Source organism: Paenibacillus sp. EC2-1 (assembly GCF_049311625.1).
In the GTDB taxonomy this organism is placed as follows: domain Bacteria; phylum Bacillota; class Bacilli; order Paenibacillales; family Paenibacillaceae; genus Paenibacillus_AQ.
The window spans coordinates 99,091-115,442 of record NZ_CP186007.1 but is presented as its reverse complement, the minus strand read 5'-3'; the positions used below and the strand labels follow the sequence as shown (position 1 = coordinate 115,442).

The 16,352-nt window shown below is 43.4% G+C and carries 20 protein-coding genes; all 20 read right to left on the bottom strand.

Annotation, left to right across the window (positions count from 1 at the left end):
* Positions 1-14 precede the first annotated feature (14 nt).
* Complete coding sequence (locus ACK8P5_RS26120; protein WP_422661601.1) at positions 15-377, bottom strand: hypothetical protein; 363 nt, start codon at positions 375-377, stop codon at positions 15-17.
* Between the two features lie 251 nt (positions 378-628).
* On the bottom strand, positions 629-1,219 hold the full coding sequence (locus tag ACK8P5_RS26115) for a hypothetical protein (protein ID WP_422661600.1): 591 nt from the start codon (positions 1,217-1,219) through the stop codon (positions 629-631).
* Between the two features lie 57 nt (positions 1,220-1,276).
* Positions 1,277-1,612: a hypothetical protein gene (locus tag ACK8P5_RS26110; protein ID WP_422661599.1), complete on the bottom strand. Its 336-nt coding sequence runs from the start codon at positions 1,610-1,612 to the stop codon at positions 1,277-1,279.
* A 55-nt stretch (positions 1,613-1,667) separates the two neighbouring features.
* Complete coding sequence (locus tag ACK8P5_RS26105; RefSeq protein ID WP_422661598.1) at positions 1,668-2,348, bottom strand: 3D domain-containing protein; 681 nt, start codon at positions 2,346-2,348, stop codon at positions 1,668-1,670.
* Between the two features lie 78 nt (positions 2,349-2,426).
* The gene (locus ACK8P5_RS26100; protein ID WP_422661597.1) at positions 2,427-4,106 is read right to left on the bottom strand and encodes a hypothetical protein; all 1,680 of its coding nucleotides are present in this window, start codon (positions 4,104-4,106) and stop codon (positions 2,427-2,429) included.
* Positions 4,107-4,128: 22 nt separating this feature from the next.
* Positions 4,129-4,419 (bottom strand): hypothetical protein, encoded by a 291-nt coding sequence (locus ACK8P5_RS26095; RefSeq protein ID WP_422661596.1) that lies wholly within the window; start codon positions 4,417-4,419, stop codon positions 4,129-4,131.
* A gap of 78 nt (positions 4,420-4,497) precedes the next feature.
* Positions 4,498-5,832 carry an AAA family ATPase gene (locus tag ACK8P5_RS26090; RefSeq protein WP_422661595.1) on the bottom strand — a complete coding sequence of 445 codons (1,335 nt, stop codon included), beginning with the start codon at positions 5,830-5,832 and terminating at the stop codon, positions 4,498-4,500.
* A 29-nt stretch (positions 5,833-5,861) separates the two neighbouring features.
* Entirely contained in the window at positions 5,862-6,464 is a 603-nt protein-coding gene (locus tag ACK8P5_RS26085) for a hypothetical protein (protein ID WP_422661594.1), read from the bottom strand.
* Positions 6,465-6,683: 219 nt separating this feature from the next.
* Entirely contained in the window at positions 6,684-7,085 is a 402-nt protein-coding gene (locus ACK8P5_RS26080; protein ID WP_422661593.1) for a hypothetical protein, read from the bottom strand.
* The gene (locus tag ACK8P5_RS26075) at positions 7,075-7,332 is read right to left on the bottom strand and encodes a hypothetical protein (RefSeq protein WP_422661592.1); all 258 of its coding nucleotides are present in this window, start codon (positions 7,330-7,332) and stop codon (positions 7,075-7,077) included. Before ACK8P5_RS26075 ends, ACK8P5_RS26080 begins: the two co-directional genes overlap by 11 nt.
* Positions 7,316-9,160: a DEAD/DEAH box helicase gene (locus ACK8P5_RS26070; protein WP_422661591.1), complete on the bottom strand. Its 1,845-nt coding sequence runs from the start codon at positions 9,158-9,160 to the stop codon at positions 7,316-7,318. The genes ACK8P5_RS26075 and ACK8P5_RS26070 overlap by 17 nt, the downstream gene beginning before the upstream one ends.
* Before the next feature lie 21 nt (positions 9,161-9,181).
* Positions 9,182-9,853, bottom strand: a complete 672-nt coding sequence (locus tag ACK8P5_RS26065) for a PspA/IM30 family protein (RefSeq protein ID WP_422661590.1) — start codon at positions 9,851-9,853, stop codon at positions 9,182-9,184.
* 71 nt (positions 9,854-9,924) lie between these two features.
* Entirely contained in the window at positions 9,925-10,851 is a 927-nt protein-coding gene (locus ACK8P5_RS26060) for a hypothetical protein (RefSeq protein WP_422661589.1), read from the bottom strand.
* Positions 10,852-10,887: 36 nt separating this feature from the next.
* Entirely contained in the window at positions 10,888-11,271 is a 384-nt protein-coding gene (locus tag ACK8P5_RS26055; RefSeq protein ID WP_422661588.1) for a hypothetical protein, read from the bottom strand.
* A gap of 233 nt (positions 11,272-11,504) precedes the next feature.
* Complete coding sequence (locus ACK8P5_RS26050; RefSeq protein ID WP_422661587.1) at positions 11,505-11,834, bottom strand: hypothetical protein; 330 nt, start codon at positions 11,832-11,834, stop codon at positions 11,505-11,507.
* Positions 11,776-12,324 (bottom strand): hypothetical protein, encoded by a 549-nt coding sequence (locus ACK8P5_RS26045; RefSeq protein ID WP_422661820.1) that lies wholly within the window; start codon positions 12,322-12,324, stop codon positions 11,776-11,778. The genes ACK8P5_RS26050 and ACK8P5_RS26045 overlap by 59 nt, the downstream gene beginning before the upstream one ends.
* A 21-nt stretch (positions 12,325-12,345) precedes the next feature.
* A complete protein-coding gene (locus tag ACK8P5_RS26040) occupies positions 12,346-12,999 on the bottom strand; it encodes a hypothetical protein (protein ID WP_422661819.1) in 654 nt (217 codons plus the stop codon).
* Complete coding sequence (locus ACK8P5_RS26035) at positions 12,996-14,642, bottom strand: single-stranded-DNA-specific exonuclease RecJ (RefSeq protein ID WP_422661818.1); 1,647 nt, start codon at positions 14,640-14,642, stop codon at positions 12,996-12,998. The genes ACK8P5_RS26040 and ACK8P5_RS26035 overlap by 4 nt, the downstream gene beginning before the upstream one ends.
* A 112-nt stretch (positions 14,643-14,754) precedes the next feature.
* A complete protein-coding gene (locus ACK8P5_RS26030) occupies positions 14,755-15,156 on the bottom strand; it encodes a BC1872 family protein (protein WP_422661817.1) in 402 nt (133 codons plus the stop codon).
* Between the two features lie 185 nt (positions 15,157-15,341).
* Entirely contained in the window at positions 15,342-15,542 is a 201-nt protein-coding gene (locus tag ACK8P5_RS26025; RefSeq protein WP_422661816.1) for a hypothetical protein, read from the bottom strand.
* Positions 15,543-16,352: the final 810 nt, after the last annotated feature.

Below are 16,352 nucleotides of genomic sequence, written 5' to 3'. Positions count from 1 at the left end.
CCGGGACACCGGGGTTACGCCGCTGTGTTTTGCCGAAACATAAATTTAAACAACGTCTTCTTCATCTTCTTGTCTCCGAATTTCTTTGCAGAAGGTACCTTTCGATTGTCGTTTAAATACATCGTCACAACAGTTTTACTCTGAATATCTATGACAATGTCCCAATTGAAATAGTACCGAACCTCGGTATTCCAAGTTGATCCGGGGCGGCCATAAATAGAAAATAGCAGCATATAGTTAACACGGCACGCAAATTCATCATCATCAGCAGCCTGGATCTTCTTCCTCGCTAATTGATTTGTGACAGAGTCAACCATCCGCTCTCGGTATCTCTTACACAAATGATATGTGGGTTGATAGAATGTAAATAGTTCCATAGATAACTACCTCTCGTCTAACTCGCTTCTAGGAGATCTTGCAGCTCTAAAAGGTAGTTATCTAAAACCCACGTCTTTAATTTATCATCGTCATGTAATGTTGTTTTTGTAACCCTACGCAGGTCTCTCCCCTGAATTGAAAAGAGCATATCTCCATCGGAATTCATGACGTATACCTCGTGTCTACGTCTGCTGTACGCGACTAATACCTTGCTTTCTATTGTTGGTGCCTTCATTATTGGCCTTATCCCCTATCTATAAGTGTGATAAAAACGAGCATATGTTGGAATGCTGAAAATTTGAAACAGTCCGCTATCTATTAAGACCTTTCTACCGTCCATCTCATTCATGGAGTATCGGGCTCCATCAAGGAATACCGTAATACTGCCTCGAGAGTTTTCAAGCTCGTAGAATTTCCCCGTATAGGTTCTGTAATAAGTGTTATTTTCTGTACCGCAAGCGATCCTTAGTGTTAAGGCATCATCTCGGGAATATTTTTTGAGGAAATTCTTATGACCCTCGATACTGAAATAAGCCCCTACTGCAGGCAGCGTGGTTGAGTGTGCGTCCTGATAATCGTCTCCAAATACAGACCACTTGTCTCGTGCTCTCTGCAATACATAGGCGGCTTCGGCCTTAGATATCCCCCATTTAGGTGCATCACCCATATATGAGGTAGAGACCGTCTTAAGCTCTAGATTTTTATCCATTTTGCCACGGATTATTCGCACGCCGCCTTCTTCGGGGTAATGTAATACTTCAATCGCCGGGTCATTGCCGACACAAGACAGTCGTATCGTTGCTTTATCTAACGTTGAATCTAGTTCCTTAAGGGCTAACATATAGACACATCCTTGAATGTTTGTTTTTATTCGGCCTACAACCCAGGCCAATCGGGTTTATTCAAACGTGGGCAGCACTGGAAGCCTATTAGCATCGCAATCGAACATAATCCAATCGATGTCGTTCTTTACTGCAAGCTTGAGTATTTCCAACAATTCATCAGGAATGCCCTCTACTTCTTCGGGTAAGAAGTACTGTCTTTCTGGAACGGCTATATACCATCCGAACTCGCCTTTTTCATAGATCGTGATGCATGAATCTAACTCCTCGTCTCGAAGATTAAGTCTTCTTATTGTCTCCGGAGTTAAGTGTGCGGTAGATAAATCAAGCATACTCACTACAAACCCTTTTAGGGCAGAGTCTCGGCGCGTGATGATAACTGGTGCTGCCATCTGTAATCCTCCGATTTTTTGCATAATAAAGGACGGGGCTTTCACCCGTCGCGCGTTAATTGAGCCGGTTTTTAGGTACCTCGATTACTCGAACATAAACATCGAATCTTCTGCCGAATTGCTTAGCTTTCTTTTTGGTACTCATAAGAACGTCAATACGATGTCCCTTAATATCTCCGCCTATATCTCCAGCTAAGTAAGTTCCCCAGCTGCGTCCTCCGACGATCAACTCGACTTTTGAGCCTAGCTTGATCAGGTTTGGGTCCACGGCAATAAGTTTGGGAGTGGAGTTACGAATATCGATACCTAGCTTCGTAATGCCGGAGCAGCCAGCGCATCTGGCGGTATAAGCAGTAGCCTCCATCTTATATGTCTTAGAAGAAGATGAGGATGCCAACTTAATTGATGGTCCGTCATTGTCAGAATTGACAACCTTTTGTTGCTTTAGGGTCTTCACTTCTTTTTTCTTGGCTTCGACTTCTTTCTTCCATTTCTCAATTTCTTGCTTATTTGCGGTTTCTTTGGACTTTAACTCGTCTACCTTTTTCAGTAATTGTGAGTTGGATTGCGTTAAGTCCTGAACCTTATCCTCCAGATCCTTATGCTGCTGTGTAATTGTCATCAGCGCATCTTCTGCTTTGACTTTGTCATAATTGACATCATAAACCATGATGCAAAGAATAAAGGCGACAGCCAGGAGAAGAAAAGGAATGCTGGCCTTATACGTTCTGGTCATTCAATCACTCTTTTCCTTTAGGATAGTAGCTGCTCCCGCATTCGGCAATCGGGAGCAATCTATTCACCGGCTTCAAGATTATACCATATCTCCAGCGTCGCTGTCGTCATTCAGCTCGGCAGCAGCGGCAGCTGCGTCTTGTATATCAGCACTATCTTCAATCATTCTGAATATATTATTAGCGTTTGCATCATCCAAATCAGCGACGCTAGATATGGTTGTGATGTGATCGGAGAACCTTTTTACAGTACCATCCGATGCTCCTGATGCCCCGATATTAATCAGAACGGTGTGGACGAAGAATTTTTTATCTTCTTTGATCTTCGCAAATTCTTGAAGGAACTTATCTGATACGCCCGCGTCCCCATCTGTAATAAATAGTATATCGCCTTTGCTGTATTGATTGCTGGATATGAACTCTACAGCCTTCTCCAGTGGCTCTTCGAACGAAGTACCTCCATGAACGGCAAGCTCAGCGATATCTAGAATATCGTCCGGATCCAGTTCTCCTGCAGGGATATCCTTAACGGTCTCCAGCATAACGTCACTATTGTAGGGAATATACGCAAAATTTCGACCATCCTTTTGGGCTACTTCCAGCGTTGCCAATGTTAATGCTGTCGCCCAATCATCTTTTCCATGATCGGACATAGAGTACGATTTGTCATGACAGACAACAACGGGTCCACGTCCTCTTGATTTCACATCCTGTTTTTTATACTGCAGGAGTTGTTTTTCCGTAAAGCGTTTATAAAAATCCTTTCGCATTACGGGATGGGAAAGCTTCGCCCACTCACTCGGTATAATGTCTTCGAGACGATCGCCTGTAGTGACATCGTGTACGGAGTAACCGTCCTTTACCTTCTGTTTCTTTTTGGACATAGCAAGTTTCTTGAATCGCCCGATCAAATCCGTAAGGTTTTTAAGCCTTGACGATCTGCGGACACGCTCGATCGCTTTTCTTCGCTTCTCAAGCGATATTCGTCGTCCAGATTGTCCAGATTCTAGACCCCACTGCATAACGACGTTTCTCACGTCACCTACGATGGTAGCTGTCTCGCTTGCCGCGTCATCAATGGCATCCGTCATCTCACCTACGAATTGCTTTTGGCCAAGAAGGTTCTTATCGATATCAGATTCCATATCTCGAAGCTGACGCTGCATGTTCGCTAACTCCTTGGCTTGATCCGGAGTCATGCCATCTACCCCGCCTGGAATACCACCGACAAAATCATCGATACTACCCGACATTTGCTTTGCTCGATTCATTTGCTCAATGAGCTCTCCAGCATCAGCACCATCCTGCGGTTGACCAGTTTTGCGCTGTTTTGCCAGCTGCTCTTTAAAATGCGTAATCTTATCTAATGATTTTTGTTGAAGTACCTCCGTACCTATCGCTGAACTCATTAGATCAAATCGGGTATTTTTACGTAGTTTCTCGTATTCGTCAGATTCGAGCATCTCTTCCATGATCTGATAGTTGAATTGCGAATAAGACTTAACCTCGTCTTCATCTCGAAGCTTCGCGTTATACTTGAACAAAGAGTTGAATATGTCCTCTGACAGATGATCAAACGGAGCATATTCGTTTAAACCCATTTCCAGATTATCTTTCATCGCTGGATATCTCTCTACACAATCGTGGTAGACATCTCGATCGATCTCTGTAAGGTCTAGTGCGTTAGGTGATAATGGGACATCTACGTTATCTCTGAGCCCAAGCGTTTTTGCTACCTTGTTGATTTTCTTGTTTTTCACTAAGATACCTCCCTTCTGAACATTACTTAATCGTAGATATTTGCCAGTCTTCCGGGATATTGATCTCGCCAGTCAGCCAATTTACTGATATTGGAGACTCATTATCTTTCGAGTAAACCCGTATCATAGCCTTATAATCACAAGCTTCAACGAGGGTCCCCAAAGATCTATTGATCATTGTTGCAATTCCAGGGTAGTTAGGATCTTTTTCTACAACTGCATGAAATTCGTCGCCATCCGTATTTACACCTAAACCTAGTACGTCTTGTTTGGTATCATCGCTTGCGATAGCGCGATCCTTTGAATTACTCATACTGCAACTCCTTTCACGTCAATGTGTTAGTAGAAAACGACCCTGCGAGATATATACTATCTCGCAGGGCGTATATCTTTAACCGAATTTCTTAGAGGTTTGTATTGTTTGTCGTAGGCATTTCTCTGCGATTTCTACCATCATGCCCTCTACATCACTTACCATTTTCTCTAGAGGCTTCACATCTACACCATTTGCTCTAGCGTCATTCAATTCATCGGTCATTTTAGCGATGACTTCTTGCAACACAGCGTTTGCGGATACAGCTTCACCTGCGCGCTCAGAACGATTTGTTACAGCCATGGTCTTCTTCATGACTTCGTCGGCTTTCTTAACAAATTCTTTAATCCTCGACTCATATGGATTAACGAATTTCCCCAATTCAGATTCGATTATCGCGATCTCTTTAACGTCTTTGTTCCAAAGAACGTTACGAAGACATTTGAAGTCGTCTGTAGTTACACGATCACGACCGTTTAACACAGCGTTCGCCATCATAACCATCTGTCCTTTGTTGTAACGACGGTCGGAGATCTTAATATCTTCCGCTTGAAGTGCGCGAATCATCTTGTCGTAGATAGCTTCGAGCTGATCTGGAAACTCGACACTCTTTACAGCGTCTTGAAGGATATCAATCTCATCCAATGTGATTGTCGTAATTTTGCTTTGGAAATTCGGATCGAGCATTTCACGGTAAGCTCGTCCCATTTGAATGCGGTTGTTTGGATCTTGTACATAATCAACCCAGTGACGATACAAAAACCGGTCATAAAACGCGTTTAGATCATCCGTTTCTGGGAACTCATTACTTGCCGCGATCATAATACGAAGGTTTACTTTTTCAGCTTTGCCTCCGTTATGGTAGATACCTTCATTAAGCATTGTAAGCATGGAGTTTAGTACCGGCTCATTACCTTTGAAGATCTCATCGATAAACGCGATCTCAGCTTCTGGAAGCATACCGGTTGTGCTTCTCACGAAACGGTCGTTCTCCATCTCCTTTACGGAATATGGACCAAAGATTGCAGAAGGGTCTGATGTACGGTTGAGCATGTATTTAAAGATACTTGCGTCCGCGATATGACGATACAGCATCTCGGCCAGCATGGTTTTACCCGTTCCTGGAGGGCCTAACAGAAGTAGATTGTCTCCAGAAGCTAGAGCTCTCATAACGTCATCAACGACATCAGTACGCTCGAATAATCGATCTGACATTTCTTTCTTAATCTTTTTGATCTTCTTAACCACATCATCCACTGGTGCTGCAAGTGTAGATACAGTCTTTACTTTCTTTTTCTTTTTTACGGACAACTTCGGCTTACTCTCTGCATCGTCCCAGTTCATTTCGTCGGGCTTCTCAGCTCCGGATCTTGATTTAGGTGCCTTTGTCTTTTTCAATTCTTTTACGGCCACAATAATACCCTCCTTAATAATTTAACTCATTATTTATATTTATCGTAGATATCGCTGAATGGATCCTTCTTCGGCTCTTTGCTCTTCTTCGAACCTTCATCAGCAGATCCCTTAGATTTTGTTGAACTTTTTGCTTTGTCATCCGATTTCTTCTTTGTCTTTTTACCGGATGATTTCTTGACCTGATCTCCGAGCTCCATCATATCAATGAGTTCATTTGCATCATTTTCCGGATCTACGAAAATGTCATCATCAGCTAGTTGTTCACTAGCTCGAAATTGCGGCGCAATGTTCTTGTTAATATCTTTAATCAGATCCGCGAAAGCATCTGCATCCATCGTGGGATTTGCCGCCTGCATATCGTTGATAATATCATTCGCACTAGCTGGCTTAACGATAATCAGTATACCAGCAATGGATTGCGAAAGGGCCATCATTTGGTCATGAAACTCACGTGGGCTTGGGGCGGCCAACATCTCCTGCAATAGCTCACGGAAATGCTTATACAATATAACCAGTGGCTCTGTATCAATACCAAAGTTCGAGAACGTTTTTAATTCTTGCTCACGCTGTTCTATAAACGCGTCGACCATCTCCAAGCTCTTCTTCAATACATCAACTTGTTGACTCAACGTTATTCCTCCTCCGAGACTATCAATAATTGATATTATACATGAAAAAGAAGATTGTTTTCAGCATTACTATATAATATTGTCAGAAATGACCTTGTCTGAAAATACCTTCTTATCATATATAACAAGACAAGGGGTGACAACCCCTTTTTTATAAAAATCAAACTGGCTGATAAGGTGTTACATAATTGAAGCCTAAATCTGTAGCCTCTCCTGTTCCTATAAATCGAAGCATGCAGATCCTCCTCTTAACTTGGATTTAAAGTAGTTGCCAATCCTGTTATCTACATCGTCGAAGTACTCATCCTCCCGTACATCGTCTGTAAAATGGACGGCATAAGCGAAGCCGCCGATAGAGCGAGAGCTCATCGATATATAGGCACTTTTGTTTATATTGAGAATTACATTACTATCCGGATCAAGCGCATTTCGAACACGACCCCTACCAAATCTTTCATTAATCTTTTTTTGAACTTTGATAGGTAGCTCATCAAAATTGGTGGGGATCCTTATATCGAAATCTCCATCAGCATGCGCGATGACATGGTCGTTGACGTCATCTATAATCTTACTCTCACGCAGGTCGCTCACTGTTAATTCTACTGGAATATCAATCCTCATCTTTTACAACCTCCTCCAAATTTCCATATGCTGATTCGATCATTTTTCCGCAGCCACCGTCACACTCAATAGTAGGGCCTTCGAAATAAGCATCATGTTTGACGACTTCTTTAGGCTCCTTTGAAGCACAGTCGGCACAAAGTATAGCGCCATTAAGCGTTATATAAATAATAGGGTATGCTCCTGGGAACGTAACACATGGCAAAGTCTCACCGCTTGCCACATGATTCTCAAACTGATTTGGCACGCTTACGAGCCCCTTTCTTCTTGACCATCTTTTTATGAAACTCCGTCTGTGAGGCATCATTCTCGATGATAGCGTTGAACGAATCCTGTTTGTTTTTCAGCTTATCGTACGTCTGCTGATCAACGAGATCCTCATTGATTAAGTTATAAATGAATACCCTATCAAATTTAGAATCCAGTCTGCGAATACGATATTTACGCTGCTCCCACATGGCTGGAGTATCGGGTAAATCATAATTAATCAAATATCTGCCTGCCTGCAGGTTAAGACCTGTGCTACCAGCAGAGTTGGCGATCATCACTTTACACGCCGGACTATTATTAAATTTTTGTTTTCGTCGCTCGCGGACCTTATCAGATAATCCTCCTATGTATCGGACGGCTTTCGTGAACGTTTTAATATGTTTATGTAGCATAGCTGTCATTCTTCTACTTTCGGTGAAGATAACAACCTTGTGCCCGTTCTCCACGATCTCACGAACCATCTCTATACATCGAGCGAACTTCGGACAATCTAGTTCCTTTACCTGAAACTTCTCGTATCGTTCCCGAGTCTTCTCGTTAGCAGACATTTGAAACAGATTAGGATGATTTGAAGCCATGCGTCGTTGCATGGATATCCCCTTCATCTTTTGCTCAAGGACCTCCGCCTCATCTTTTCTACCGGATCGGAGTAGGTTATTTTTCTGATCGATTAGCTCCTTCTGGTAATCACGGAGTTCTTTATCGATCTTAACCTGTTTGGGATGAGGTTCAATGTAGATATCATCCTCAACAATCTTTGGTAAGGACATCTGGATTTCCTTGTCCGTTCGCCGGATTGTAAAGCTGTGAATCAGTTTACGCAGTCGATCTAAGTTCTTGTAGCCTACGATGTCGTCGTAGTTATTGAACTCCAAGAACTTATTTTTAAAATCTCGATACGTACCAAGTAATTTCTCATTGCCTGTCCGCACAAGTCCGAAGATCTGATCCGGATAAGACGTAATCATTGTTCCAGAAGCGTATAGTGAATACTTAATCCCTGGATAGGCACCGCGCCGATGTTTCTTTGTACGTTTTGCGATGAAATTCTTCGCAGCCTTATTTGTCTTCGCATCTTTATTTGCAAGATAATGGGCCTCATCGAAGATAATCATATCGAAACCGGCTTTTTCCAACATGGCGGTGTTCTGTTGGAAACCTTGATAGCTCATAACCATGAACATTTTGTCAGAATTGACAAACTCATTAATGAACTCTTTTTTCTGATCGTCTATCGTCTTTACGACTTTTGACTTTCCACCCTTTTTGGAATACTTCGCCTTGAAGTCAGCGAAGAGCATGGAATCCTCATCTGTGAACTTACGGATCTCTTGAGTCCACTGAATTCGTAGTGGGGCTAGAACGACGACAAGGGCCTTCCTAACACGCTTTTCTTGCTTAAGCTGCATTGCAGTCATGATACATTGCATCGTCTTTCCTGTCCCCATCAAATCGCCTAGAATCGCTATCTTGGTTTCCTTAAGGCAATACGCTAGGAAGTTAGCACCGAAAGCCTGAAAGTCCCTTGGGGGTAGCTTAATACCCTGTATGTCTACCCTTGGGACCTCTTTTAGGATCTTTGGCGGCTTTGGCGGCTTGATCTCAAGAAGCTCGTGACGCGGCGTAACATAAATCAGTTCGCCACGAAACTCCTCGTCCAGATCTTCTGCCGATTCGATTGGCAATAGCCACATAGGGTCTTCATCTCCACCCCATGTGGCTCCATCGATTTTCCGGAGACGTTTGATATAGGGTTCATGGTATGGTGTTTTCACTTCAATTAAATCGTCATCTCGACGATCCACAAATATCCCTGGCATCATTCATCAACCCGCATTCGATACAAATTTGATTTTCAGAGCTTGGAGCTCGTCATCGATAGCTTTATTATCGCTAATCCTCTGTAATTCGTCGTCCCAATTTCTTTGCTGGAGCTCATTATAAGCCATCGCTTCGTAACCCATATTATTTATGCGCTGCTCGACGCGATTAAAGCCTGCTGCTACTCCATCACTGGAAGACATGTCTCTCAATGCTTTCATTACTTTCTTTTGTGCTTTGTGGCTACTAGCCCGCGCAATTAGTGCGTCCTTACGCTGTGTCATCGCAACATACTCTTCATGCATCTTTTGTAGAGCCTGGCGCAATTCATCGGCACTTTTAGATGTAGCTGCGAATTCATTATTAAGTATTTCAAGTTTGGCCGCATGCTGTTGCTTCTTAACTATCGCATGACGCGCTAGCTCTTCGTTGCCAATTTGCGCTGCAGCAACCGCATGATTCGCATACTTTTCAAGCAATTCCTGCTCTTCGTTAATTTGCGCTGACAATTGTTTAGCAGTACCCATAATACGTACAACGGAAGCCTCTGCTTTTCTCATCTGGGATTCCATATTACGAAGATACTGATTCAACATCGCCTCCGGATCCTCCATACGATCAATAACGCCATGCGTCGATGCTTTGAATAAGTTTGATATCCTTGAAAACAAACCCACATTTCTCACCTCCCCTCAAAAGAACAACAAAAGGCGCGTCAGCGCCTTTATTTTAATCCTTGGCAGTTACACTACAACTTAGTAGTTACAATCCTGCTTTGAGCGAACATGCTGTGAATGTTTCTCGCAACAATTAAACCTTTCATTTGCTGGTAAGCATCTTCCGTATCACCATAATGATAATCATTCAGGTGGATCGTTTCGGACGTATCGTAATGATCGACGCCTGGGAACATCTCTTCAAAGAGACTGGCCATAATCGCCCGTCGACTATTCCAAGGTTTATTCCTTACATTTTCAATATCGTCATATTTAATGATATCGTTAACGGACCAAGTACCGGTTTGTGGATTTTTAAAAGCCTCTAGGATCATCCCATGATTATTCTTAGCGAAGTCTTCTGGAATCTCTATAGATACTTTTTCAATGAATCTACCCATAGTACCGTCTCGTCGGAATGCATTAAAGTATCCCTCATCTACAAGGAGTAACATAGAAAATGTTGATTGTGCTGATGGAACCTGCTCCAATGCGTAGTCATCGTTATCTAGACATTTTTCGAACTCCGTAAATGTCACGATATCATAATCTGGGAACAGCATACTTCCAAGCACGATATCATTTACAGTACCTTGGTTCGGCGATGCTCCGGGGAAACTAGGTTGTTGTGATTTCATTGGTGGGCGTGGCACAAACGTCTCATCTAGGCATTGCGTATAGTTACTTCGTCCATTCATTTTCTCATGCTTTACTTGGTCCGCCATACGATGAGCTCCCTGTAACGTTGAAAACGGTCCGTATGAATTGGATTGGAGCGTAGCCCCACGCCGTCCATAGTAACCAACACAGTCGATAAGGTTATTATTCTCTGTAATAAGGATGATATAAACCTTGTCGCTACTTCCATTTCTACATTCGAGATCGATACGTCGGTGTACTGTTTGATGTGCTAAGTTTGCATCGATCTGTTCGTGAGTTGCGTATTCCGGGATCCTCAATTTAATCGTCTCCTCCAATATTGATATTTGAGGTTATCAGCTCTCTGTCTTATCAGACATTGTTTTAAATGACTTAGATACCGCCACACCTCGTGATTCTTCACGGATTAGGGCTCGATTGATTGTATCGATCATAATAGATGAAAGAATAATCAAATCCTCTGCGTCATTCTGAGATACGCTGTCGAGCGCCTTGGAGGTTTCATACATTCCTTTTGTCATACGGGCTATCATTTCGTTATATTCGGCTTCGGTTTTACATTGAGCACGGACGTTATTAAACATCTGTGATTGGATGATATCTGCGAATCCGAATAGCATCGTACTAAATGTGAAACGATCTGGGCTAAGTGCATCCAGGATAGCAGTAGCGTTAGCGTCACGCTCTTTCTTGGTCAGGAATTCAACTTGTGCAGCCACAACATCACCCTCTTATTCATTGATACCCCCATTGTATCAGAATTGACAACCTCCTTGAATAAAAAAAGGACCAGCAACAGTGTTAAGCGCGGGCACTCAGGAGGGTTCGAGCGTGATTCCCGCAACACCGGACGACGGTGGCATTTGTCGTCAGCTGGTCAATAGAAAAGAAAACACCCAGTTAAGGTAACTTTATTATAAACATGAAATGGGATAATAAAGCAACCTAACATTTAGAGCATGCCCCTCAGCTCTTCTATGATCTTGAGTGTTGAGATCATTACATCGCAGGGCACTGCGGGGTTCTGGGTCGTCATTTCTAACTGACTCAGTAATTCTGCAGCCCTTGCTTTTGCTTCGATATCTACATCAACAGGTGAGTCAAACTTCACAGTTAATCCCTGTTGAGCTAATTGATCGATAACATCCTTGTGAAGACTACGATAAAGAGGAAGCGACGCCTCATCGACACTAGTTTCACATTCGTTCCAGTTCGCAAGTGTATTATGCGCTTGCTCCCTGTTCAGCCTCAGTAGGTACTGTTTCGTCTGCAGAAGTTCCAAGTTCTTTCACCTCCACTGGCGCAATACCGCCGGCTCGTGCGATTGGAGAGTTTGCATACCGAGCGTACATCTCGTCGGTCTCTTCGAAAACCTTGTCAATATTGGTTGAATGTGTACTAAGTTCATCCATTACGACAATCCTCTCACCCTTCATACCATCTAATGGTGGTACCTCGCTTACCGTCTTCCAATTGATAGCCTTCCCTCGAATGCCGATTAATGTAATTCTTCCTAGATCTTCAAGCCGTGCATACCCTTCATCGTTTGTGATGACCTTGCCATCCACGTCTCGCATAGCCTCGAATCGCTTGGAAGTTGCGACGGCATATGCCTCATCTTTTCGATCATATAGCGCAGGTGCGCTAATCGTGGCAGTACCGCCATCGTTGGTGATCGTAGTCGTTTTTTGAATTTTACCAGAGATCCTAATCTTATCTAATTCCTTCTGAAATGCGGGGTACCACCAGGTGCGGTGTCTCTTCTTTTTCATGTGAATGACCTACTTTCTGATTTAATGAAAATCTGGAGGACCAAAGTCAGGCATTTTGGATGGTTGCGTCTTCGATAAGTCAATTCTCTCATTCACGTTTGTATCAGCGCTGATGGAATCCTCAATGATCCAGGAAGTGTTCGCTACGTAATCATCGGCTAATGAAACAAATAAACGATACTCATCGTCCTGCATTAAAGAGATAAACAGCTCTCGAGCATCATCCAGTCCGAGATTGTTTTCCTCTATTAACTCCATCGTACGGATGACCATAGGGCATAGTGTGTTTGCCCGAATGACGATTTGGTCTAGAATATCGTGTGTGTAGACTTCTAAAATGCCGGCATACTTACCAATAGCCAAAGCAATCCCTACGAGAAGTTCGTCCTCAAATAGTGGCATCTTTTTATTACGACGGCCACCTAGCCAAGGTAACGCAGGGATTACCCAGTTCTTGTCGTCCGCACATCGTCTAATGAAGTTCGGGTAAAACAACATCATATAGGAAATTAACAGGGCTCCTGATGGCACATCTTTTTTCAGAGCGAACTCCGTCTTACCCACCGGAATTAAGACTACATCTTCAATAACCATGGTGATATCTCGATCTCTGTCGACCATCGCAGACCGGAGTACAGAATAGATGTGCTGATAATTAAGCGTTTTTAACGTCATTTCTTGTTCATTCCCTTCTTCTTTTTGGATTTGGTTGCTGCAGGTCGGATATCTTCAATAAGCATCTGAACATTGACTCTTCCAGATCCTTTCGGGTACTCATTTTCTGCAGGAAAAAATGCGACATCGATTACCGATGGACTACCTATTTCTTCATACTTACTCTGTAAAAAGAAACCTATAGACGATATAGTCCTACCTCTGCAGCTTAGAAGAGCCCAAAAGTGATTCTTCTCATCTCCGGCTGCTTTGGTTTTAACCACCTTCACATCCTTCATATAGAAGATCGGCTGTTTGTTTCCATTACCGTAAGGCTCCATTTCCCCAAGACGTTCTAGGAATGATAGAGTCATTGACTCGGGGCTTAGGGCGGCATCTAATGTCATCGTTTTTACAAGATCCTTTTTCGATAGCATCGTATCAGCATAAAACTCTAGACGCTCCCGAAGTTGCTCAAAGTTCTCGGCTTTTAATGATAGACCGCAGGCGGCTGCGTGCCCCCCAAAGTTAGTCATTAAATCCGTCATGCCCATTAACGAGCGGAAGAGGTCAAGCGCCGGGATGCTACGCCCTGAGCCTTTGTATATACCGTCTTCCTCGGCATCAGTGAGGATAATGGTCGGCTTATAGAAATGGTTTGATACGCGGGCAGCCACGAGCCCGACAATACCTTCGGGGATTTGAGGATGATAGTGTACGATGATCGATGAAGGTTGTTGTTCCTGACGAGCCTCAATGGTTGTAATGATATCTCCAACATAAGCTTTCGTGACCTCCTTACGTTCTTTATTAATTTCAACAAGCTTTTTAGCCGCGCGATACGCGTCTAGCTTGTTGTCGGATATAAGCATTTCTACAGCTTCACCTGCAGATACGATACGTCCTGCGGCATTAATGCATGGGGCTAAGGTCCAACCTATATCTTTAGAGGTTATTTGTTTTCCATCTAGCTCAGTAGCTCTGAGTAGTTGATGAAGTCCTCTATTCTTTGACTTGCCCATACGGTGAAGTCCTAGGCTGCAGATTACACGGTTCTCATCCACCATATCCATAACGTCGGCAATCGTACCTAAGGCTACAATATCCATGTATTTGTAGAGAGCCTTCTTACCGTCTGGATGGATCTTGTCGCATACAGCTGAAAGGACCTTGAAAGAGACTCCTACCCCGGCAAGCGACTTGAATGGATATTTACAGTCTGGGCGTTTTGGGTTAACCACGATGGTATCAGGGATGAGATAAGGCGTCCCTGATGAATCCAGAGTTTGCTTGCCAAGTGTCGCGATAGCGGCATCGTAAGAGCCTACCAGTTGCGGCTCGTGGTGATCCGTGACGATAACTTCAATACCGAGTTTCTTGGCATATGCAATCTGCTTGATTGCCGTTATTCCGGTGTCACAAGTAATCATAAGATTGATTTTGTCTTTACTGAATTGATCAATGGCGTGTTCATGAACACCGTAGCCGTCAGTAAATCGGTTCGGCACAAAATAGGACACTTTGGCTCCCAGTGCTTTTAGTACGATATACCACAGCGATGTGGAAGAAACGCCGTCGGCATCATAGTCGCCGTAGATCCGGATAAGGTCGCCCGCATTGATAGCTTGAATGATTCGTGTGACAGCAAGCTTCATGTCCTTCATCTTGTAGGGGTTGTGAAGTTTCTTCTTTGTAATCTCAAGAAACCTATCGGGATCCTGTATCCCTCGTGCAGTTAAGATGTCGGTTACCGGATCGTCGTAAGAGACTTCTTGATCATTTATGTTCCATAAAGTATTTGCCAGACGTCTCACCTTCTTCGATACATAATGTGGCTCTCATGATGAGCCTAGATATGCGCATCGGCAGAGCTTCAAGAGACTCTACAGTCTCGAATAACCTACAGTTTGGCGAGGTTACTCTGATCTTAAATCCTCTTGGCAGCGAATCGATGGCGACGAAAATGCTGTCATTTTTAATTTTCTCGATAACCTCAAATGTGTCTCGAATATTCGTTGATGGCGACCAGTGACGATCTATAGGAAGATCCGTCTTTGGTATATAAACACTACTCATAACAAGTATGTAATCGTGATGTTTATGCCAACCCATAATACATCTGGCTAGAACGTCATCAATATCTATATCGCTCCAAATATCCAGATGAAGTAAACTCATAAAAATCACCTCGGGCGCGGATTTTGTAATACCATTCCGCGCCTCGCCAGAGGCGGTCTACTATAGAAGTGTAACTAACATATAACTCACGAGTGCCATCGTAAGCCAAAAGAATTGTTTCAACACGAGATACCCTCCTAAAACAATCCGGGCGACCCCCAGTTAAAGAAGGTCGCCCAAGATTATTAAACTGTTAAGTCATTAACGGATTTCTCTAACGCCTCAATCTTCTTTGTAAGATTTACGCTAAGATTGAATACGTGACCTCCGCCAACATTCTGAATGGACAAGGATCCGAGAATCAATTGCTTGATTTCCTCTACGCCCTCCTTGATTTCGGAGACTTGCGCAGCGATAGCGGTCTTGTTTTCTTCTGTTAGTGCCATATTGAACACCTACTTTATTAAAAGATCACGCCCATGCTAGGGCTTCATGAAGATTATATCATTGTCACAAATGACAATCTAGTGTGGATAGGCAGTATGCCTTTGTAGGGAACTGCCGGAATCGAACCGGACCCATTCATCGAACGTTGTCCTTATTCCCATAAGATCGGGGCCGTGGAACCCCTATGCGATGTAAAATTCGTAAAATGTTGAATCATGATTCCTAATTTGATAGGATATTCATAATTAACTCCGTATCGCCGGAATTAACGCGTCCACGTAGTGATGGTATTGCGGTCGTACATAAAAACCTTTGAACGAAAGTTTTTAAGAAAATGTTTACAAACACCAACCAAATGTAGTAAACAAGCACCCTCCTTGGGCAACCGTCCCTTTCGTGGACGAACACGTCGATGCTTCTGTCTTGGTCTGGCAGGACCAAGGACATCGTGACCGAAGTACGAAAATGAAAGAGTAGAAAGCCACCTCGTGCAGATGATCTCTACATAACTATCAACACTTATACCCTTTATCGGTTATTTGAGCGCGTACCGATCAGTGGATTAACTGGTCGTACAGCCTACTGGTAAAGGGTATTCTTCTGTCCGGCTTTCTCCGAACCGTCAGAAGTACCCGAAATGCCTCCACAGGAGTTGCAAGCTCCCAAAGCCTTCCCAAGGTGACTCCTAGATCACAAGCTGTACTGCATATAGTGCTGAATCGAACAGGCGAGCGAACTCGCCTCTTCCATGACGGTTTTCCACTCAACATCCAGGCCCGATAGGAATGGATATTCACCGAGTTTTTGAT

Bases quoted from the DNA above. Each gene is read 5' to 3' on its own strand.
- ACK8P5_RS26120 (WP_422661601.1), bottom strand. From the start codon at position 377: ATGGAACTATTTACATTCTATCAACCCACATATCATTTGTGTAAGAGA.
- ACK8P5_RS26115 (WP_422661600.1), bottom strand. From the start codon at position 1,219: ATGTTAGCCCTTAAGGAACTAGATTCAACGTTAGATAAAGCAACGATA.
- ACK8P5_RS26110 (WP_422661599.1), bottom strand. From the start codon at position 1,612: ATGGCAGCACCAGTTATCATCACGCGCCGAGACTCTGCCCTAAAAGGG.
- ACK8P5_RS26105 (WP_422661598.1), bottom strand. From the start codon at position 2,348: ATGACCAGAACGTATAAGGCCAGCATTCCTTTTCTTCTCCTGGCTGTC.
- ACK8P5_RS26095 (WP_422661596.1), bottom strand. From the start codon at position 4,419: ATGAGTAATTCAAAGGATCGCGCTATCGCAAGCGATGATACCAAACAA.
- ACK8P5_RS26080 (WP_422661593.1), bottom strand. From the start codon at position 7,085: ATGAGGATTGATATTCCAGTAGAATTAACAGTGAGCGACCTGCGTGAG.
- ACK8P5_RS26045 (WP_422661820.1), bottom strand. From the start codon at position 12,324: ATGAAAAAGAAGAGACACCGCACCTGGTGGTACCCCGCATTTCAGAAG.
- ACK8P5_RS26040 (WP_422661819.1), bottom strand. From the start codon at position 12,999: ATGACGTTAAAAACGCTTAATTATCAGCACATCTATTCTGTACTCCGG.
- ACK8P5_RS26035 (WP_422661818.1), bottom strand. From the start codon at position 14,642: ATGAAGGACATGAAGCTTGCTGTCACACGAATCATTCAAGCTATCAAT.
- ACK8P5_RS26030 (WP_422661817.1), bottom strand. From the start codon at position 15,156: ATGAGTTTACTTCATCTGGATATTTGGAGCGATATAGATATTGATGAC.
- ACK8P5_RS26025 (WP_422661816.1), bottom strand. From the start codon at position 15,542: ATGGCACTAACAGAAGAAAACAAGACCGCTATCGCTGCGCAAGTCTCC.